The sequence below is a fragment of the Hymenobacter terricola genome, from assembly GCF_017921975.2.
Lineage (GTDB): Bacteria > Bacteroidota > Bacteroidia > Cytophagales > Hymenobacteraceae > Hymenobacter > Hymenobacter terricola.
The window spans coordinates 140,911-156,816 of record NZ_JAGEMO020000015.1; the positions used below are offsets into that span (position 1 = coordinate 140,911).

Genomic DNA, 15,906 nt, shown 5'->3' on the forward strand with positions numbered 1-15,906 from the left:
GTTCTGGCAAACTAGCCCTCAAAAATGAGAAGTGTATTGGTAATGTGATGAGTAACGCCCTGCTACTGTCGCCAAGTAAGAAGTAAAATTGGGCTCCCCACGTCTTAAGCGAACGGCCCGAACACTGTCAAATCACCAACAGGCAAATGCTATGAAAAAAAGTCTATTCGCTGGGGCCGGTTTGGCGGTATTGGGCAGCTTCTGGTGGATGAAACCGGCCGCTCATGTATCAGCCCTGGCCGAAACCAACGTTCAACTTACTGCTGCGCGGGTCGACCCTGCTGTCGACTCCACGCTACTGGTTACAACTGGTTTAGTGGGGGCCGGAGGCACCGATACCCTACTCGCCCGCACGGCGGGACGGGTGCAGGGCATTTTCTTTGCGGGCTGGCAATACGCCCGCCGCGGGCAGACACTGGTCAAACTAACCAACCATACCTATGTGACGGCGCCGCGCGCAGGGTTTCTGGGGGACTGCCAGGTACTGATTGGTCAGTACATCACGGCCAAAACGCCGGTGGCTACGCTTTCCAGGCGCAGCTATCTGCGGGTGTCCGTGGTGCTGCCCAGCGGATGGAGCGACGGAATTCGGGCCGGCGACTCTGCGCGGGTATGGGCGGCTTCCCGCCGCCAGCAAGCCGTAATGGGGGCCGTGGAGGAGGTAGGGGAGCCAAGCCTCGGCGAAACACCCGTGGAAATCCGGCTGAGTTCCCGCGCCCCTTTCCGCCTGAGAGAGCTGGTAAACGTTCGGCTGCAAGACCAGCGCCACCCGCTAGCCAGCCGGTAAGTCCCGGCAGAAAACAGGAGTAAGTAAGGTCGGTTCCAAAACAGCCCACCAGCTACCGCACGCACACACGCCGGCCCCGGCACTTATCCTCACTGATGAGAATAGGTGCCGGGGCCGGCGTGTGTGCGTGCGGTAGCTGGTGGGCAGGGTATTCGATAGGGCAGGCTCCAATTTTTCTCGCGAAGAATTGGAGCCTCCAACAGTTTGGAGGAAGAATTAGCTGGATACGGGGAAGCGTTATTTGATATAATTATCTGATTAAAAGATAGATGAATAAATATTTGGCGTACTAAAGCCCAATTAGGCTTGGCTGGCACTGGCTTCGCAAGTGTCAATTCAAGTGGCATCAAATATCCTCTCGGTTGAAAACAGAACCCGGTTCTTAGTCGACTACTCTGGCGTTATGACTAGGCCAGCAAAACGAAGAGTACCGGCCTGAAAATCCACCTGGAAAAGCTGTTGAATGCCCGAGTAGGCTTGCCTTAGCACCCTGTATCATCTCCATTTTTTTCTGTTCACCCTAAATCAAAGACCATGAAAACCAAAACCTTCTGGACCACGCCGCTCCTGGTAGCCGCCTTGCTACTGGCTTCATTCACCATCCTCAAACCAAAAAATAAAATGAAGAAGACCTTTGTGTTAGTGCACGGCGCGTATGCCGGCAAATTTGCCTGGAGCAAAGTCACGCCCCTGCTGGAGAAGGACGGCAACAAGGTCATTGCGATGGACCTGCCGGCCCACGGCGACGACCAGACGCCCATCGGCCAGGCGACGATGGACAGCTACGTGGCCCAGGTGGTGGGCCTGCTGAATCAAGAGCCGGGCAAAGTGGTGCTGGTCGGACATAGCATGGGGGGCATGGTCATCTCGCAGGTGGCGGAGGCCATTCCCGACAAGATTGATAAGCTGGTCTACTTGTCGGCTTTTTTGCCGGTGAACGGGCAGTCCATCTTCACCACCCCCGACCCGCAAAGCCTGCTCATCGGCCCCAATCTTATTTTCTCGGAGGACAAGGCGAGCGCAACCCTGAAACCGGAATTCATCGTGCCCATTTTTGGCGCGGGCTGCCCGCCCGACATCCAGAAGCTGGTGGTTGACCGGCACCGGCCGGAGCCTTTGCAGCCTTTTGGTGCGAAGGCCGTGGTGACCGATGCCAACTTCGGCCGGGTGCCCAAATACTACATCGAAACGCTGCAAGACCAGGGCATCGGCCCCCTCACCCAGGAAAAGATGATTAAGGCCAATGGCCAGGTCATCAAAACCTTCAAGCTGGACTGTGGCCACAGCCCCTACTTCGCCAAGCCCACGGAGCTGGCGGCCATCCTCAACGGACTGTAGGCCGGCCCGGTGCTGATACGTAGTGGAATCCGCTGTCTGGGTGGATTCCACCACTTTCGCCCATTTTCTCATCTAAAACTTTACTACAATGAATGACTTATTGGGGTTGACCCTCCAGGCGCACGGGGGATTGGAACGGTGGAACCAACTGGTAATGCTGTCCGTCCGCGCCGCGTTTGGTGGTGTCCTGTGGACCATTAAGGGCAAGGCCGGTATGCTCGACGATATCGGCGTAACGATTGAGCTGCACCGCGAGTGGACTTCGCACTCCCCCTTTGGCGCGTCCGACCATTTCACCGTGGTGACGGCCGACCGGGTGCTCATCGAAAATACCGATGGTGACGTGGTGGATGAGTTGATGCAGCCGCGTGCCTCCTTTCAGGGCCACACGCTGCAAACGCAGTGGACGGACCCACAACTGGCCTATTTCATTGGTTACGGCCTGTGGAATTACCTCACGTTCCCCTTCAGCTTCGCCATGCCCGGCTTCGAAGTTGCGGAGCTTGGGCCGTGGGAAGAAAACGGCGAAACCTGGCGGCGGCTGCAAGTCACCTTTCCCGACGACATCGCTACGCACTGCAAGGTGCAGACCTACTACGTGGCCAAAGATGGCCTAATCCGCCGCCACGACTACGATGTGGACATCAACGGCGGCACGCCGGGCGCGCATTACTTCTCCGCGCACACCACCGTGGCGGGCATTACCCTGCCCACGCAGCATCGGATTTATCTCCGCAACCCCGACCTGAGCCACGAAATGGAGCCGCTGATTGTATCCATCGACATCCGCGACATCCGCTTCTAATAGGCCCGTTGCCCTCGCGCTTGAAAGAGCCGTGTGCCGAACCCGCAAAAAGCATAAACTCTATGGCGTCCTCCCTCAAAGAGCAGTTGATTGGTGCGTGGACGCTGGTTTCGCTGGAATCCGAAGATTCAACAGGCACGGTAACGCAGCCAATGGGCGAAAATCCTACGGGCCTGCTACTATATACCCCAACCAATTACATGTCGGTGCACATCATGCAGAAGGGCCTCACCGAGCTGGTTGCCCCGGCGCTATACGAAGCGCGCATGTTGAAGTACGCTGACCTTGGGTATTTGGCTTATTGCGGCCATTACCACGCCGATGAGGCCGCGCAGCTGGTGACGCATCAGGTAGAAATAAGCCTGTATCTGGAATGGCTGGGGCAGCCCCAGGTTCGCGCAGTCCGGTTTGAAGGCGAACTACTGCACCTGACAACGGTAGGGCCACATCCCATAACCCGGCTGGTCTGGCGGCGGAATCAGGGCTAATACTCCTGCTTGCGATGTGCGCCTGCTGAGCGCTGGCCGGCACTTCCCCATTCTCTCGTTCCCGGCATTCCTGCAAAAAAGTCCGGCATGTCTTTCATCAGCTACAACAATGAATAATTAGCTATGGAAAATTTACTTATTCGCACACTTTCAGCGTTTCTGGACGTCTCTTACCGAAGCCTGGACCAAACCATTGTTTTTCGCTGGGTGTGCCCCTTTCTGAGCGAAGCCGAATTCCGCGTGAGCTATCAGGCCTTGCTTGATACCGCCGTGCAACATAATTGCGCGCACTGGTTGCTCGACTTGCGGCGGCGCTTTGTGAATTCGCGGGAACAGGACCATTGGGTACTTCACGAATTCTACCCCCAGGTCGAAGCCGCTTTTCCAACTGCCGGTCTGGTGTACGCCGCCTACTTGGTATCGCCTGCGGCATTGGCACAGTACGCCAACGTGTTGCTGCCCGCCCTCAACAACAACTCCGATGCCTGCTGCCGCGCCGCCGCTTTCATCGACGAGGGCCCCGCCAACTCCTGGCTCACCAAGCAGCGCTTCACCAAAGGGGCGCTGGTTGAAAACTAACCATTCGGAGCCTGCCCGACCAATCCATCACCATTACCACTCCACTCCATGCGCCTACTACGGTTACTATTCACAGTTGTGGGCATTGCACTGTGTGTAGTGCCGGTGGCAGTTGCCCAAACACCCTTAGACAACGGTTCCGTTAATACCTTGCGTGCCCGCGTGCTACAGTCGGAACCGGATGCCAACCAAGTAGACCTACTGCTAAAACTGGGCACGGCTTATTTGAATAAAGTAGAAAACCGCCCCAAAAACCAGGACAGCGCCCTGGTTTTTGCCAGACAAGCCGAGGAATTGAGCCGACGATTACAATTCAAGCAAGGCGTAGAGGGAGCCCTCTTCCTGACGGGCACCGTGTATGCCCGGCAACAAGCCACCAGCCGGGTCCGGGCGGTCATGCAAAGCGTGAGCGACAGCAGCCGCATCAAGCTGGTGCTGGCGCTGGGCAATAATAAGCTGAACGCCGGCCCAACCCAACCCACGAACCGCGACAGCGCATTATATTTTTTCCGGCAGGCCAGGCAGCTAAGCGCCCGCACCGGTTTGCGCAAATGGCAGGAGGAATGCTTATTCCAGCTGGGAATCTATTATTTAATAACCAATAATTTACCGCGTGGAAAAGCGTATTTCATGCAAGTAATTGCGGCTGACCAGCAAGCCGACGACAAAGCCGCCGAAAGCCGGGCATGGTACCGGTTTGGCAATAGTTTTCCAGATACCGCTCGTTTTAAATCAGTTCCTGAAAAGCTAAGCGCTTATGCGCAGGCGCAGTCGCTGGCCCATCAGGCTAATGACCGGACTTTAGCGGCACTGAGCCTGATGAAAATTGCGTTTATTCATATCGACCAAAACAAGAACGACCAAGCCGAAAGTGAGCTGCTGAATGTGGTGAAAATCCAGGAAGCTATTGGTGACAAAGAGGTTTATACCACTTACGATGCTATTTCTACTATTGCGGTCAAAAAAGGTGATTATAGTAAGGCCCTTAGTTATTGTTTGAAGACGATTAATAGCGTTAAAATCTCCGGAAGAGATAAAGATTTAGATGCTATTTACAGTAACCTGGCAAGAATTTATCTTTTCCTGGGCGAGTACGATAAAAGTGTGGCGGCCTGTCGTCAATCACTGGCCATTAGCCAGCGCAAAGGGCTTGTAATAGGAAGTGGGAGAGTGGTGCGAAATTTAGTCAAGGCCTTACTTAAACAAGATAAGACGCAAGAAGCCCTGGATTTTTTGCAAGGTTTACTGCGTAAGAACGTGCCCTATAGCATTGCGGAGAAAGAAAATATTACCAAAAGCCTGGCCGAGTGCTATGACCGAACTAAGCAATACAAATTAGCGGAGGAGTACTGGTTTAAAAGCCTTGCGCTAAGCAAAGAGGATGGCGAATACGCTACTCAATTAGATGTTACAGGAGATATAGCGACTTTTTATGTTAGAAATAAGCAATACAGCAAGGCTCGTCCATATCTAACACAATTGTTGGCTGCTCCCAAAGGGGATATACAAGCTGGCAGTTTGGCAACCCTGGAATTAAATTGCTTTAAAGCAGACTCAGCAGCGGGCAATTACTTATCCGCTATAGCGCACTTCCGCCAACATAAGGCCCTACAAGACTCGATGTTTAACGCAGCTAAGAGCCGCCAGATACAGGAGCTACAGGTAAAGTATGAAACCAGTCAAAAAGAGCAGCGCATTGAACTGTTGACAGCCAACGGAAAGCAGCAGCAGAGTGAGCTAAAACGAACACAAACCGCTCGCAACGGCATTCTAGGCGGGGCTGTCATGCTGACTTTGCTGCTGGGGGTGAGCTACAGCCGCTACCGGGTCAAACAGCGCAGCACGGCGTTGCTGGAAATCCAGCAGCGGGAAATCAACCAGCAGAACCAGGCGCTGGAACAAGTGCTGGGCGAAAAGGACGAGTTGCTGGGGGAAAAGGACGGGCTGTTGGAAGAAAAGGAGTGGATGCTGAAGGAGATTCACCACCGGGTGAAGAACAACCTGCAAATCATCAGCTCGCTGCTCAGCCGCCAGTCCCACTACCTGCGCGACGCCCCGGCCCTGGCCGCCATCCGCGAGAGCCAGAACCGGGTGCAGGCCATGGCCCTGATTCACCAGAAGCTCTACCAGTCCGACTCGCTGGCCCGCGTCAACATGCAGGACTACACCCGCGAAATTGTCGCCCGACTCATTGACTCTTTTGACTGCCAAGCCACTGTGCGCCCGCAGGTCGACGCGACCAAGGTGAATTTGGAAGTGGCACTGGCCACGCCAGTGGGCCTGATTATCAACGAGGCCGTGACCAACGCTCTCAAGTACGCCTTTCCCCAAGGACGTACTGGCACGATTGCCGTTAGACTGTGCCCGCTCGAAGCCGGCCGTTACGAACTGCGCGTGGAAGACAACGGGGTGGGCCTGCCGGCCGGCTTCGACGTGGCAGCGAGCCGCAGCCTTGGGCTAACCATCATCCAGGGCCTAAGCAAACAGCTCCACGGCACCTTATCCCTCACCGGGAACGGCGGCGTGCATCTCAACCTGCAGTTTGCCGCCTCCTAACCGCCCCAGCTACCCTCCATGTAGGTAGTTAACCCAAGTTGCGGAGTATTGAGGGCATAAAAAAAGTCTGTTCGGCAGGAACAGACTAGGTTTGAAGTATTCGACCCCTTCAATTCCTGCCTCCCATGCGCGGACAGACCGTTGCCATGTACTGCTTTCTCGATGATTTGCTTACCCTCACCCGCCCTGCCTGGGCCCGCCCGGCTGACCCGCGTCGCCGCTTGAGCGACGCGCAGGTGCTAACCACGGCGCTGGTCGCGGCCCGCTTTTTCGGCGGTAACCTCGTACTGGGCCAGCGCTACCTGGAGCAGCACCGGGGCAGAACAAGCTGGATAAGAACGGCTTTAGCCGACAGCTGCACGCACTGACGAAAACGCTGCCGGGCCTGTTTGCTTCCTGCGCTCAGGGATTGAAAGAATTGCGCACCGGGGCCCGCTACATCATCGATTCGTTTCCGGTTGCCGGATGCCACAACACCCGTATTCCGCGCGGTAAGCGCTTGACCGGCAAGGTCTATCACGGCCGGTGCGCCAGCAAGCGCAGCTGGGTTTACGGCTTCAAAGTGCAGGTCATCACCACCCGTGACGGCCTACCGGTCGGGTTCTATGTACACGCCGGCAGCGAGGCCGACATCACCGGCCTGCGGGCCATGGCCGTGGATTTGCCCGCAGGCAACGTCCTCGACACCGATGCTGGTTGTACGGACGACGTCTTGGAGGACGTGTTTGCCGAAGCCACCGGGGGCCAGCAGCAGTCCGCCCGCAAAGCGAACAGCAAGCGCCCCAACTCACCCAACCAACGCTTTCTGATTCAGTGTTTTAGCAAGGTCATCGAAACGGCCTTTAGCCAACTCACCGCCCGCTTTCCCAAGCAGATTCATGCCGTGACGGCAGCTGGCTACGTGCTCAAACTCGCCCTCTTCATTTTGGTCCACCCCTTGGACCAAGGCGGTTACTAGTCCGCAACTTGGGTTTGCTACTGCTGTAGGTAGCGTGTTTCTGGAAGTAGAATCCGCTGGCCGGGCCGAAGCTGACGTAACGCAAGACGAACTGGAAGCCGCCATAAACGCCGCTGGTACCGGCAACCGGCGCCGGTCCAAGCAGGTGCAAGCCGAAGTCCAGTCCGCTGTCGAAAAACAATTAACGGCTACCACGTCATGGGCTAAATTTGAGGAGCGCTAGCGAGTCGAAAATGCTCATAATTAGATGATTGAACAGTAGGTTGGTGTTGTATTGGCCCGAATTCAGCTTCTCACCCAAGCTTGAAGCTTCCTTAAAAACCGCCATCATGAAAATTTTCACGGGGCCCTGTTGGGCACACTAACGTGGTACCTCGTGCCCAGCGAAGACCGCATGATTAATCCCGACCTGGAACGGACCCTGGCCAAGAAGATGAAAGCCACCACACAGAGGCCCGACAATCTATGCTTACTCGACCGGCCGCGAAGCCTCGTAGAGGAACCAGGTGCGGCCTTCTGCTTGGTCGATATAGTTTTCCAGGATGCTGGCGGTGGCCACGTCGTTGATGTCGTCGCACTGCGCATGCAGTTCGCGCATGGCCTGGGCCAGGAGTTGGTTGTCGGCGGTGAGGATGGTGAGCATGTCGAGCGGGTTGACGTGGAAGGCGTTGTCGTCGGCAATCTGCTGCAGCTGGCCGATTTCGCCGATGGAGCGCAGCGTGGCAAAGCCCAGCTTGCGGCCCCGCTCGGCCACGGGGTCGATGGCGGCAAAAATCTGCTGGCTCTGCTCGTCCAGCAGCAGGTGGTAGTCGCGAAAGTGCCGGCCGCTCATGTGCCAGTGGTAGTTCTTGGTTTTCACGTAGAGGGCGAACAGGTTGGCCACGAGGCGGCGCAGGCCATCGGCTACTTTTTCGCGGCCGGTTTCGTCCAGGTAGGACGGTGTGGCCAGGAGGTCGCGTTGAGTGGTTGTTTTCATGAGAAGAGAGAATTATGGGTGATTCGGAATTAATCAGCGAATGAAAAATGGAGCGTGAGCCTGGCTTACCTGCGGCGCAGCTATAGGCCTATGCTTCCGATTGGCAAGCATAACACGGCCAGCCAACCCGACAAAGGACGCGCCGGGCCGCGTCGGTTTACAGGGTTAAATCCTGCAATCGGAGGTATATATCGCGGTTGCGCCAGCGGCTGCTCATTTGCCGCATCCCGCAAATACACCTCCGATTACAGGGTTTAGCCATCGCGCGGAGCCCGCGCAGCTCTGTTCTTTGCATTCTCGCCTGGCGGGGTTCATTTGGCCGGCTTCATCAGCCGGGTATTACTGTTCAGAACACATGCACCAGCCTTCCATTCACGCCGCCGGGCAGCCCCTGGCCACGGCCACCAGGGCCCTCATTCTGCTGCACGGGCGCGGTGGCAGCGCCGCCGATATCCTCTCGCTGGCCAACCAGCTGCACGTGGCCGATTTTGCGCTGCTGGCCCCGCAGGCCCCGCAAAACAGCTGGTACCCCAACTCGTTTCTGGCCCCGCCCGTGCAAAACGAGCCCTGGCTCTCCGTGGCGCTGGCCACCGTGTTCGACCTGGTGGGGAGCCTGGAAAAGCAGGGCATTCCCAAGGAAAACCTGTACTTCCTGGGCTTCTCGCAGGGGGCGTGCCTCACGCTGGAATTTGTGGCCCGCAACGCGGCCCGCTACGGCGGCGTGGTGGCCTTCACGGGCGGGCTGATTGGCGACCGGCTTTACCCCGAAAACTACGCGGGCGCGTTCGCGGGTACCCCGGTTTTTATTGGCACCGGCGACCCCGATTTTCATGTGCCCGTGGAGCGGGTGCGGGCCTCGACGGTGCTGCTGACCAGCATGGGCGCCCGCGTGACCGAGAAGGTGTACCCCAACATGGGCCACACCATTTCACAAGACGAAATCAGGCTGGCCAATGCCCTGGTTTTCCCCGCCCGGTAAATCCTTCGCTACTGCATTATGGCTTGCTTGGCGCGATACACGGCTCTTTGCCTGCTGCTGGCTAGCTGCGCCGGGCGTGTGCCCGTGCGTCCCAGCGTACTAACGGCTTACTGCGACCCGGTTGCGCCGTATCGGGCCGACCCGGCGTTGGCCCCGCAAGCCACCGGCGCCGCGCTGGCGCCCGAGCTGCTGGCCCGGTTTCCGCACCGCAGCTTGCTGGTGGCCAATGCGGCCGGCCTGCTGCCCCATTTGCAGGAGCTGTTGCGGCTCGAAGCACAGGCCCGCCAGCAACCGGGCCTCGCGGCCGAGGTGGCCGTGCTCCGGCAGCGGCAGCGGGTGCAGACGCGGCTGCTCCTGCTGCGCACCACGATTAGCAGTGTGGCGGCCGAGCTGGATTGCCAGGGCGAGGCGGCCAGCCAGGTAGCGAACTACCTGGCCCAGCAGGACAGCCGCCGCACCCAGCGCCTCACGGTGTGGTCGTTGGGGATGGGAGCAGCCAGTGGCATTGGCACCACGGTGCTTACCAACCAGCCGCTGCAATACACTGCCGGTATCGGCGGGGGCCTGGTGGTGGTGGCCCTGGGAATTCAGACGTTGCACGTGGGGAGTACCATCGAATTTCCGCACGCCCGCAACCTGCTGGCCGATGTGTGGGCGGAAAAGCCGGTTTCGACGGTTTTTCCGCCCAGCGTGTGGTACTTGCTCACTGACTCTACCTTCAGTTACAACGGGCACACTTCCATTGTCCACAACACGCGCCTGCGCTGGCAGCGCTACGGCCAGCTCGCCCAACCCGATTCTAAACAGGGCCAGCAATTGGCGGCGCTGCTGTTTGGGCCCGGCGGCACGTATTCGGCCAGCCAGCTCATGGTGCGCGCCGATATGCTCAATGAGTTGCAAGCCGCCGTGCACCTGCTCGACCAGCAGCTGCTGGAGCTGTTGCAGCAGCTGGTCGAGTAGCCGCTGCTAGAGTCTGTTAGGCACCGTTAGCGTGTTTGGGGAGCATGAGACTGGCTGGCCCAGCGTATCCACCGCGACAGGGGCCTTGCTGCCCTTGCGCCGCTTGGCCCCGTGGTAGCCCGCCCGGTGCCCGCTCTCGGGCGTGCTTTGCAAGGTGCGCCCGTCGAGCACCACGGCCGTGGGGAGCCGGCCGACCCAGTCGCCGCCGCAAGACGTTCAAATCGTGCACGATGGCTTCAAACACCCGGGTATTCCGCCCGCCAGCGCGTCCATTGCTGATAAATAGCTTGCCAGGGCGGTAAATCATGGGGCAGGTAGCGCCACTGACAACCGGTGTGGCCCAGGTAGCGCAGGGCACTGAACAAGGCGCGCAACGGGTGGCGCCGTTGCGGCGCCTCTTCGCGCAACAAGGCCAGGCAGCGGGCCACGAACACCCATTCGTCGTCCTTCACGTCACTCGGGTAATTATGGGAAGGGGGCATATCCCTGATTTACGCACCAGTGCATAACAGGTTCTAGGTAAGGGGTTTTTGTTTGCGGCGGCCGGCATCAGCCTGCCGGGCGAACCGGAAAATTGACCCGTGGCCTTCGCAACACCCGCTGCCACCCGCCGATTGGTGGGACCATGCCACCGGCCGGCTGCTGGGGGTAGCTGACGAACGAGCCCCGACCGCTGGGCCGAGGCTCGTTCGTCATGTCTCTGGGGTTTCCTCAGCTTTGCCAGCAGCTGGTGGCCATACTCTCAGCGGCAAGAAGCAAACCAACGCCCACAATTACAAGTGCGGCCGTGCGCGGCGCATGCCCACCCGTTGCGGGTAGAAGGGGCATTTTAGAGAGGAGAGCGAAATTGAGTCGTTGAGAAAAGCGGTATTTTCAATGTAGCGCTTTGTAAAACAGATTGTTGAACTGGAAGTGGCTGACGGCAGCGGCCGGGCGCCCGCGAAAAAATAGCGGCTGAAAACAAGGCGATTTATGATAATCAGCAGCCCGTTAATCATAAGTTAACCTTCGGATAATTCCAAAAAAAAGGGTTTGTTTCTATCATTTGAACAGCCAGTCGCAGCCGGCCCAAAGCGCCTGAACTCGCACAACTGGCCGGCGCGGGTACTGGTCAATCCAGTATTAGTAGTGGTCAATGCAGTGTAAGCAGGGCCTTTAGGGGGGTGCTACCTTTGTTCTTTCTTAGCAGGAGCCAATGCGCCCTGCCACTTGCGCCGTGTCCTTCCCACCAGCGGCTGCAGCAACTTCTTCTTCTGGGTAGCACTGTGGTGGGCCTGTCCGGGCTGCCCTGGTTTCACATTAAATCTAACTGATTATGCATATTCCCTATGTCTGGCAATTAACGGCGGAGGACACCGACCGCCTCCTCCGGTACCTGAAAGTGTACGTTCTGCGACGCATCCCCCGCATTCACTTTTACTCGAAAGCCTGGTCCTGAAACCAGGCTTTTTCGTTGCCTCCGAGCAGCTTGCTCCGGCTGAAAAACGGCGGGCCAGCGGCATTGTCCTCTACCTGAAGCTGATGAGCAAGCCGGAGCCGGCCGGGATTAGGCCACGGGCAGCTTGCGGTATTCCGACGGACTCTGGCCCGTGAGCCGGCGGAAAGTCCGGTTGAAGTGCGAGAGGTTGTTGAAGCCCGTGGCCAGGCTGACTTCCGTAACGGGCCGGCCCTGCAACAGCAGCAGCCGGGCCTGGCTGATGCGGTACTCCTGCAGCAGGCCGGTGAGGGTTTGCCCGGTCATGCGCTTGAAGTAGCGGCAGAAGGCGGGCACGGTCAAAAACGTCAAATCGGCCATTTGCTGCACGGTAATGGGCTCGGTGTAGTGCTGTTCGATGTGCCCGTACGCCTGCTGCAGGCGCTGCTGGTCCCGGGCTTGCAGCGCCGAAAGGCCCAGGTCGGCGTGCAGCTCCGTCACGTCGGGGGCCTCGGCCAGCTGGTACAGCACCTGGAGCAGCGTAAGCAGCCGCGTGGGGGCCGGCTGCGTCAGCATCCGGACCAGGGCGGCGCCCGCCGCCGTGCGCGTGCGGCGGCCAAAAGTCAGCCCTTGCCGGGAGCGGAGAAACAGCTGCTGCACGGCCGCCAGCTCGGGCTTTTGCAGGAACTGCGCGCCCAGAAAGTCTTCCCGCATCTGGAGCACAATCTGCTCGAAGTCGCCTTCCTGCTCGTAGCTGAAGCTGAGGTGGGGCAGGTTGGGCCCGATAAACACCAGCTCGCCGCCCGAATAAGGCGAAACGTGCTGGCCGATGTGCCGCCGCCCGCTGCCCCGCGGAATGTACACCAACTCGTATTCCGGGTGGTAGTGCCACACAATGTCCCGGTCGCGCGCCTGGGTATAGTGCCGCAGGGTGAACGAGTGGCCCGGCGTGGGCTGAATGGGCTCAAATTCCAGTTTCATGTCTGGTAAACGGCTGGGGTTCGGCAACGGTGGGGCGGCGGTGGGGCGGCGGGCAGTAGCCTCGGTTAAGGTAGCGCAATAACCGGAATGTTGGCGCGGGCGCAACCGCTGCAGGGGCATTCCAGTTATGGCCGCATGACGTTGCCCATTGCCTTCGCGCCCAGTTATGCCCACGCCCTGCCCACCGGCCACCGCTTCCCAATGCTGAAATACGAGCTGCTGCCCGAGCAACTGCTCCACGAAGGCACGGCCACGGCGGCCGACTTTTTCGTGGCCACGCCCGCGCCGGTGGAGGACGTTTTGCGGGTGCACGACGCGGGCTATTACGAGCGGCTGCGGCTCGGCCAGCTCACGCGGCAGGAAGAGCGGGTCACGGGCTTCCCGTGGTCGGAAGCGCTGTTTGCGCGCGAAATCACCATTTTGGGCGGCACCATTGAGGCGGCCCGGCGGGCTTTGGTGCACGGCGTGGCCTTCAACATTGCGGGCGGCACGCACCACGCGTTTCGGGCGCGGGGCGAAGGGTTTTGCCTGCTGAACGACCAGGCCGCCGCTGCCCTGTGGCTGCTGGCCAACGTGCCGGCCGTTCGCCAAATCCTCATCGTGGACCTCGACGTGCACCAGGGCAACGGCACAGCCGCCATTTTTGAGCACGAGCCGCGGGTATTCACGTTTTCCATGCACGGCGCCCGCAACTACCCCGCCCGCAAAGAACAGTCCGACCTCGACCTCGCCCTGCCCGATGGCACCGACGACGCTCCCTACCTCAAGCTGCTGGCCGAAACCCTGCCCCGCCTGCTCGACGAAGTGCAGCCCGATTTCGTGTTCTATTTGGCCGGCGTCGATGTGCTGGCCACCGACAAACTGGGCCACCTCAGCCTCTCCCGCGCCGGTTGCCGCCAGCGCGACCAGCTGGTGCTCAGCAGTTGCCACCGCCACAGTCTGCCAGTGGTGGTGTGCATGGGCGGCGGCTACTCCGAGCGCATCGCCGACATCGTGGAAGCCCACGCCAACACGTTTCGGGTAGCGGCCGGGATATTCACTTAACAATGAACAATTAGCGGTGAACGACTGTCAACTGTTCATTGCTAACTGATAATCACCTGCCACCGAAAGGCCCAACGCCAGCGCAGCTCGTAGTTTTTGATGCCGGCCCGCGCCAGTAGGGCCACCCAATCGGCGCGCCGGAAGGCCCGCGCCACTGACAGCGGCGCGTCGTGCTTCACCAGATACGAGCCACCCAACAGCCGTGTGAGCCACTTGATGCTGTGGTAGGCCAGCCAGTGCCGGTGCAAATCGTTGATGACAACAGCCACCCGGGCCTGCTGCTGCCATTGCCGCAGCAGCGCCACCAGCTCATCATCGCTGAAATGGTGGCAAAACAGGCTGCACGTCAACACATCAAAGGGCTGCGCCTGAAATTCCGCCGAAAAAATATCAAATTGGCGGTAGTCGATTTCGGGGTAATCCAGGCTCCTGGCCGCGGCATACTCCAGCATGAATGGATTGGCGTCAATGCCCGTCAGCTCCATCGAAACGGCTTTTTTGCGCCCCCAGCGCGCTACGTGGCGCAGGGTGTCGCCGCCGCCGCTGCCCAGGTCGGCCAGACGCAGGGGCTGGCCGGCCGGGAAGCGGGGCCGCAGCCGGTGCAGGGCGTTCAGCACCGGCTGGTAGCCCCCCAGCCAGGTATTGATGGTTTCCAGCTCGTCGAGGTTCCGGCGCAGGGCGTCGGTGGCCAGCGTCAGGTCATCCATCAGCTCCGGGCCGGCCGCTCTTTCAGTTAACATTTTCAGTGAGCAGTTATCAGTGAACGGTGAGCAGTTGGGCTGCCTGCTCTACTGCCACTTCCTGAGGATTAGCGATAACTGCAAACTGCTCATTGTTCACTGTGAGCTGCAGCAGCATGGCTTCCATGGTCAGGCCCGGCCCGAAGGCGAAGCTGAGCACCGGCGCGCCGTGGTCGGCGGGGGAGGCGTGGGCCAGCACGTCGCGCAGCACAAACAGCACCGTGGCCGACGACATGTTGCCGTAGTCGCGCAGCACGCGGTAGGCGTGGCGGTTGTCCTGGCGGGTCAGGCCCAGCTCGGTTTCAATGGTTTCCAGAATCTTGCGCCCGCCGGGATGAATGGCGAAGTGCCGGATATCGGCCAGCTGTACCGGCAGGCTGGCCAGCAGCCCATCCGTGAGCTGGCGAATGCCGCGCTGAATGAGCTTGGGCACGTAGCTCGACAAGGTCATCTCAAACCCAAAGTCGTTGATGTGCCACGCCATATCGTCGTGCCCATCAGGCTCCAGGCCGCAGTGGAAGGCTTGCAGGGCCAGGCTGGGCGCGCCGTTGGGCAGGGGTTCGGCCAGCACCAGGGCGGCGGCCGCGCCGTCGCCAAATAAGGCGTTGCTGATGAGGTGGTCCTCCTCCGGGCTTTTCTGGAAGTGCAGGGTGCACAGCTCCACGCTCACGATGAGCACGCGGGCCCGGGCATCGGCCCGGCAAAAGGCATCGGCCAGCTTCACGGCGTTCACAGCGGCGTAGCAGCCCATGAAATTCACGCAGGTGCGGCGCACGTCGGGCCGCAGCCCCAGGGCCTGCACCAGCTCAATGTCGAGGCCCGGCGCGTACATGCCCGTGCAGCTCACCGTGACGAGGTGCGTGATGCTGGCCGGGGCCACGTCGGGCACCTGGCCCAGGCAGCTGCGCACGGCCTCGGTGGCCAGGGGTAATGCGTCACGCCGATAAACGGCCATGCGCTGGCCCACGCTCGGAAACGGCTCCAGGGTGGGCGTATTCGGGAAAAACGTGTAGTCGCCGTTGGCCCGGCCATAATCCGGCAATACCGAATACCGGTGCTCAATGCCCGACACCCGGTACAGCGCCCGCAATTTGCGTGTGTCGCGTTCGCCAAATTCCAGCGCCTGGGCCATGAAATCAGCAATTTGCGGCTGGGCAATGCGATGAACAGGGTTGGCAGTGCCGATGGCACCTAAATAGCTCGGCATTCGGGGAAGTGGATTTAGGGACTTAGTAGAAGCAATGAGGCGGCCAAAAAACGCCACTGGCCCTATTTACGGGATAATGAAAGGTTTTGGGCCT

15 protein-coding genes and 1 pseudogene are annotated in these 15,906 nt (G+C 59.5%); 11 read left to right on the forward strand and 5 right to left on the reverse strand.

Annotated features, from left to right (window positions below):
* The first annotated feature begins 151 nt into the window (after positions 1-151).
* The 7 genes and pseudogenes from J4G38_RS12420 to J4G38_RS12455 all read left to right on the forward strand — a co-directional run bounded on the left by J4G38_RS12420 (position 152) and on the right by J4G38_RS12455 (position 7,511).
* Positions 152-787: an HlyD family efflux transporter periplasmic adaptor subunit gene (locus J4G38_RS12420; protein ID WP_210521313.1), complete on the forward strand. Its 636-nt coding sequence runs from the start codon at positions 152-154 to the stop codon at positions 785-787.
* 534 nt (positions 788-1,321) lie between these two features.
* Positions 1,322-2,125, forward strand: coding sequence for an alpha/beta fold hydrolase (locus J4G38_RS12425; RefSeq protein WP_210521314.1), 804 nt, complete (start codon positions 1,322-1,324; stop codon positions 2,123-2,125).
* Positions 2,126-2,213: 88 nt separating this feature from the next.
* Entirely contained in the window at positions 2,214-2,930 is a 717-nt protein-coding gene (locus tag J4G38_RS12430) for a hypothetical protein (RefSeq protein WP_210521315.1), read from the forward strand.
* A 62-nt stretch (positions 2,931-2,992) separates the two neighbouring features.
* The gene (locus J4G38_RS12435) at positions 2,993-3,418 is read left to right on the forward strand and encodes a lipocalin-like domain-containing protein (RefSeq protein WP_210521316.1); all 426 of its coding nucleotides are present in this window, start codon (positions 2,993-2,995) and stop codon (positions 3,416-3,418) included.
* 123 nt (positions 3,419-3,541) lie between these two features.
* Positions 3,542-3,997: a hypothetical protein gene (locus J4G38_RS12440; RefSeq protein WP_210521317.1), complete on the forward strand. Its 456-nt coding sequence runs from the start codon at positions 3,542-3,544 to the stop codon at positions 3,995-3,997.
* A gap of 48 nt (positions 3,998-4,045) precedes the next feature.
* Positions 4,046-6,553, forward strand: coding sequence for a tetratricopeptide repeat-containing sensor histidine kinase (locus tag J4G38_RS12445; RefSeq protein ID WP_210521318.1), 2,508 nt, complete (start codon positions 4,046-4,048; stop codon positions 6,551-6,553).
* A gap of 125 nt (positions 6,554-6,678) precedes the next feature.
* Positions 6,679-7,511: pseudogene (locus tag J4G38_RS12455) on the forward strand (IS982 family transposase).
* A 469-nt stretch (positions 7,512-7,980) separates the two neighbouring features.
* On the opposite strand, the gene J4G38_RS12460 reads toward J4G38_RS12455, so the two are convergent.
* Positions 7,981-8,487, reverse strand: a complete 507-nt coding sequence (locus J4G38_RS12460; RefSeq protein WP_210521321.1) for a Dps family protein — start codon at positions 8,485-8,487, stop codon at positions 7,981-7,983.
* Between the two features lie 355 nt (positions 8,488-8,842).
* Here J4G38_RS12460 and J4G38_RS12465 point away from each other — a divergent pair, with 355 nt between their 5' ends.
* Positions 8,843-9,466 carry an alpha/beta hydrolase gene (locus J4G38_RS12465; protein WP_226163375.1) on the forward strand — a complete coding sequence of 208 codons (624 nt, stop codon included), beginning with the start codon at positions 8,843-8,845 and terminating at the stop codon, positions 9,464-9,466.
* A gap of 84 nt (positions 9,467-9,550) precedes the next feature.
* Positions 9,551-10,426, forward strand: a complete 876-nt coding sequence (locus J4G38_RS12470) for a hypothetical protein (protein WP_226163376.1) — start codon at positions 9,551-9,553, stop codon at positions 10,424-10,426.
* A 236-nt stretch (positions 10,427-10,662) separates the two neighbouring features.
* On the opposite strand, the gene J4G38_RS12475 is transcribed toward J4G38_RS12470, so the two are convergent.
* Entirely contained in the window at positions 10,663-10,908 is a 246-nt protein-coding gene (locus tag J4G38_RS12475; protein WP_210520273.1) for a transposase, read from the reverse strand.
* An 833-nt stretch (positions 10,909-11,741) separates the two neighbouring features.
* Here J4G38_RS12475 and J4G38_RS28650 point away from each other — a divergent pair.
* Complete coding sequence (locus J4G38_RS28650) at positions 11,742-11,864, forward strand: hypothetical protein (protein WP_262906021.1); 123 nt, start codon at positions 11,742-11,744, stop codon at positions 11,862-11,864.
* Positions 11,865-11,972: 108 nt separating this feature from the next.
* Here J4G38_RS28650 and J4G38_RS12480 read toward each other — a convergent pair whose 3' ends face one another.
* Positions 11,973-12,821, reverse strand: coding sequence for an AraC family transcriptional regulator (locus tag J4G38_RS12480; protein ID WP_210520271.1), 849 nt, complete (start codon positions 12,819-12,821; stop codon positions 11,973-11,975).
* 135 nt (positions 12,822-12,956) lie between these two features.
* On the opposite strand from J4G38_RS12480, the gene J4G38_RS12485 reads away from it, so the two are divergent.
* Positions 12,957-13,865, forward strand: coding sequence for a histone deacetylase family protein (locus J4G38_RS12485; protein WP_210520270.1), 909 nt, complete (start codon positions 12,957-12,959; stop codon positions 13,863-13,865).
* Between the two features lie 41 nt (positions 13,866-13,906).
* Here the strand turns inward: J4G38_RS12485 and J4G38_RS12490 are convergent, their stop codons facing one another.
* A complete protein-coding gene (locus J4G38_RS12490) occupies positions 13,907-14,605 on the reverse strand; it encodes a methyltransferase domain-containing protein (protein WP_210520268.1) in 699 nt (232 codons plus the stop codon).
* Positions 14,606-14,621: 16 nt separating this feature from the next.
* Positions 14,622-15,812 (reverse strand): type III polyketide synthase, encoded by a 1,191-nt coding sequence (locus J4G38_RS12495; RefSeq protein WP_210520266.1) that lies wholly within the window; start codon positions 15,810-15,812, stop codon positions 14,622-14,624.
* Positions 15,813-15,906 lie beyond the last annotated feature (94 nt).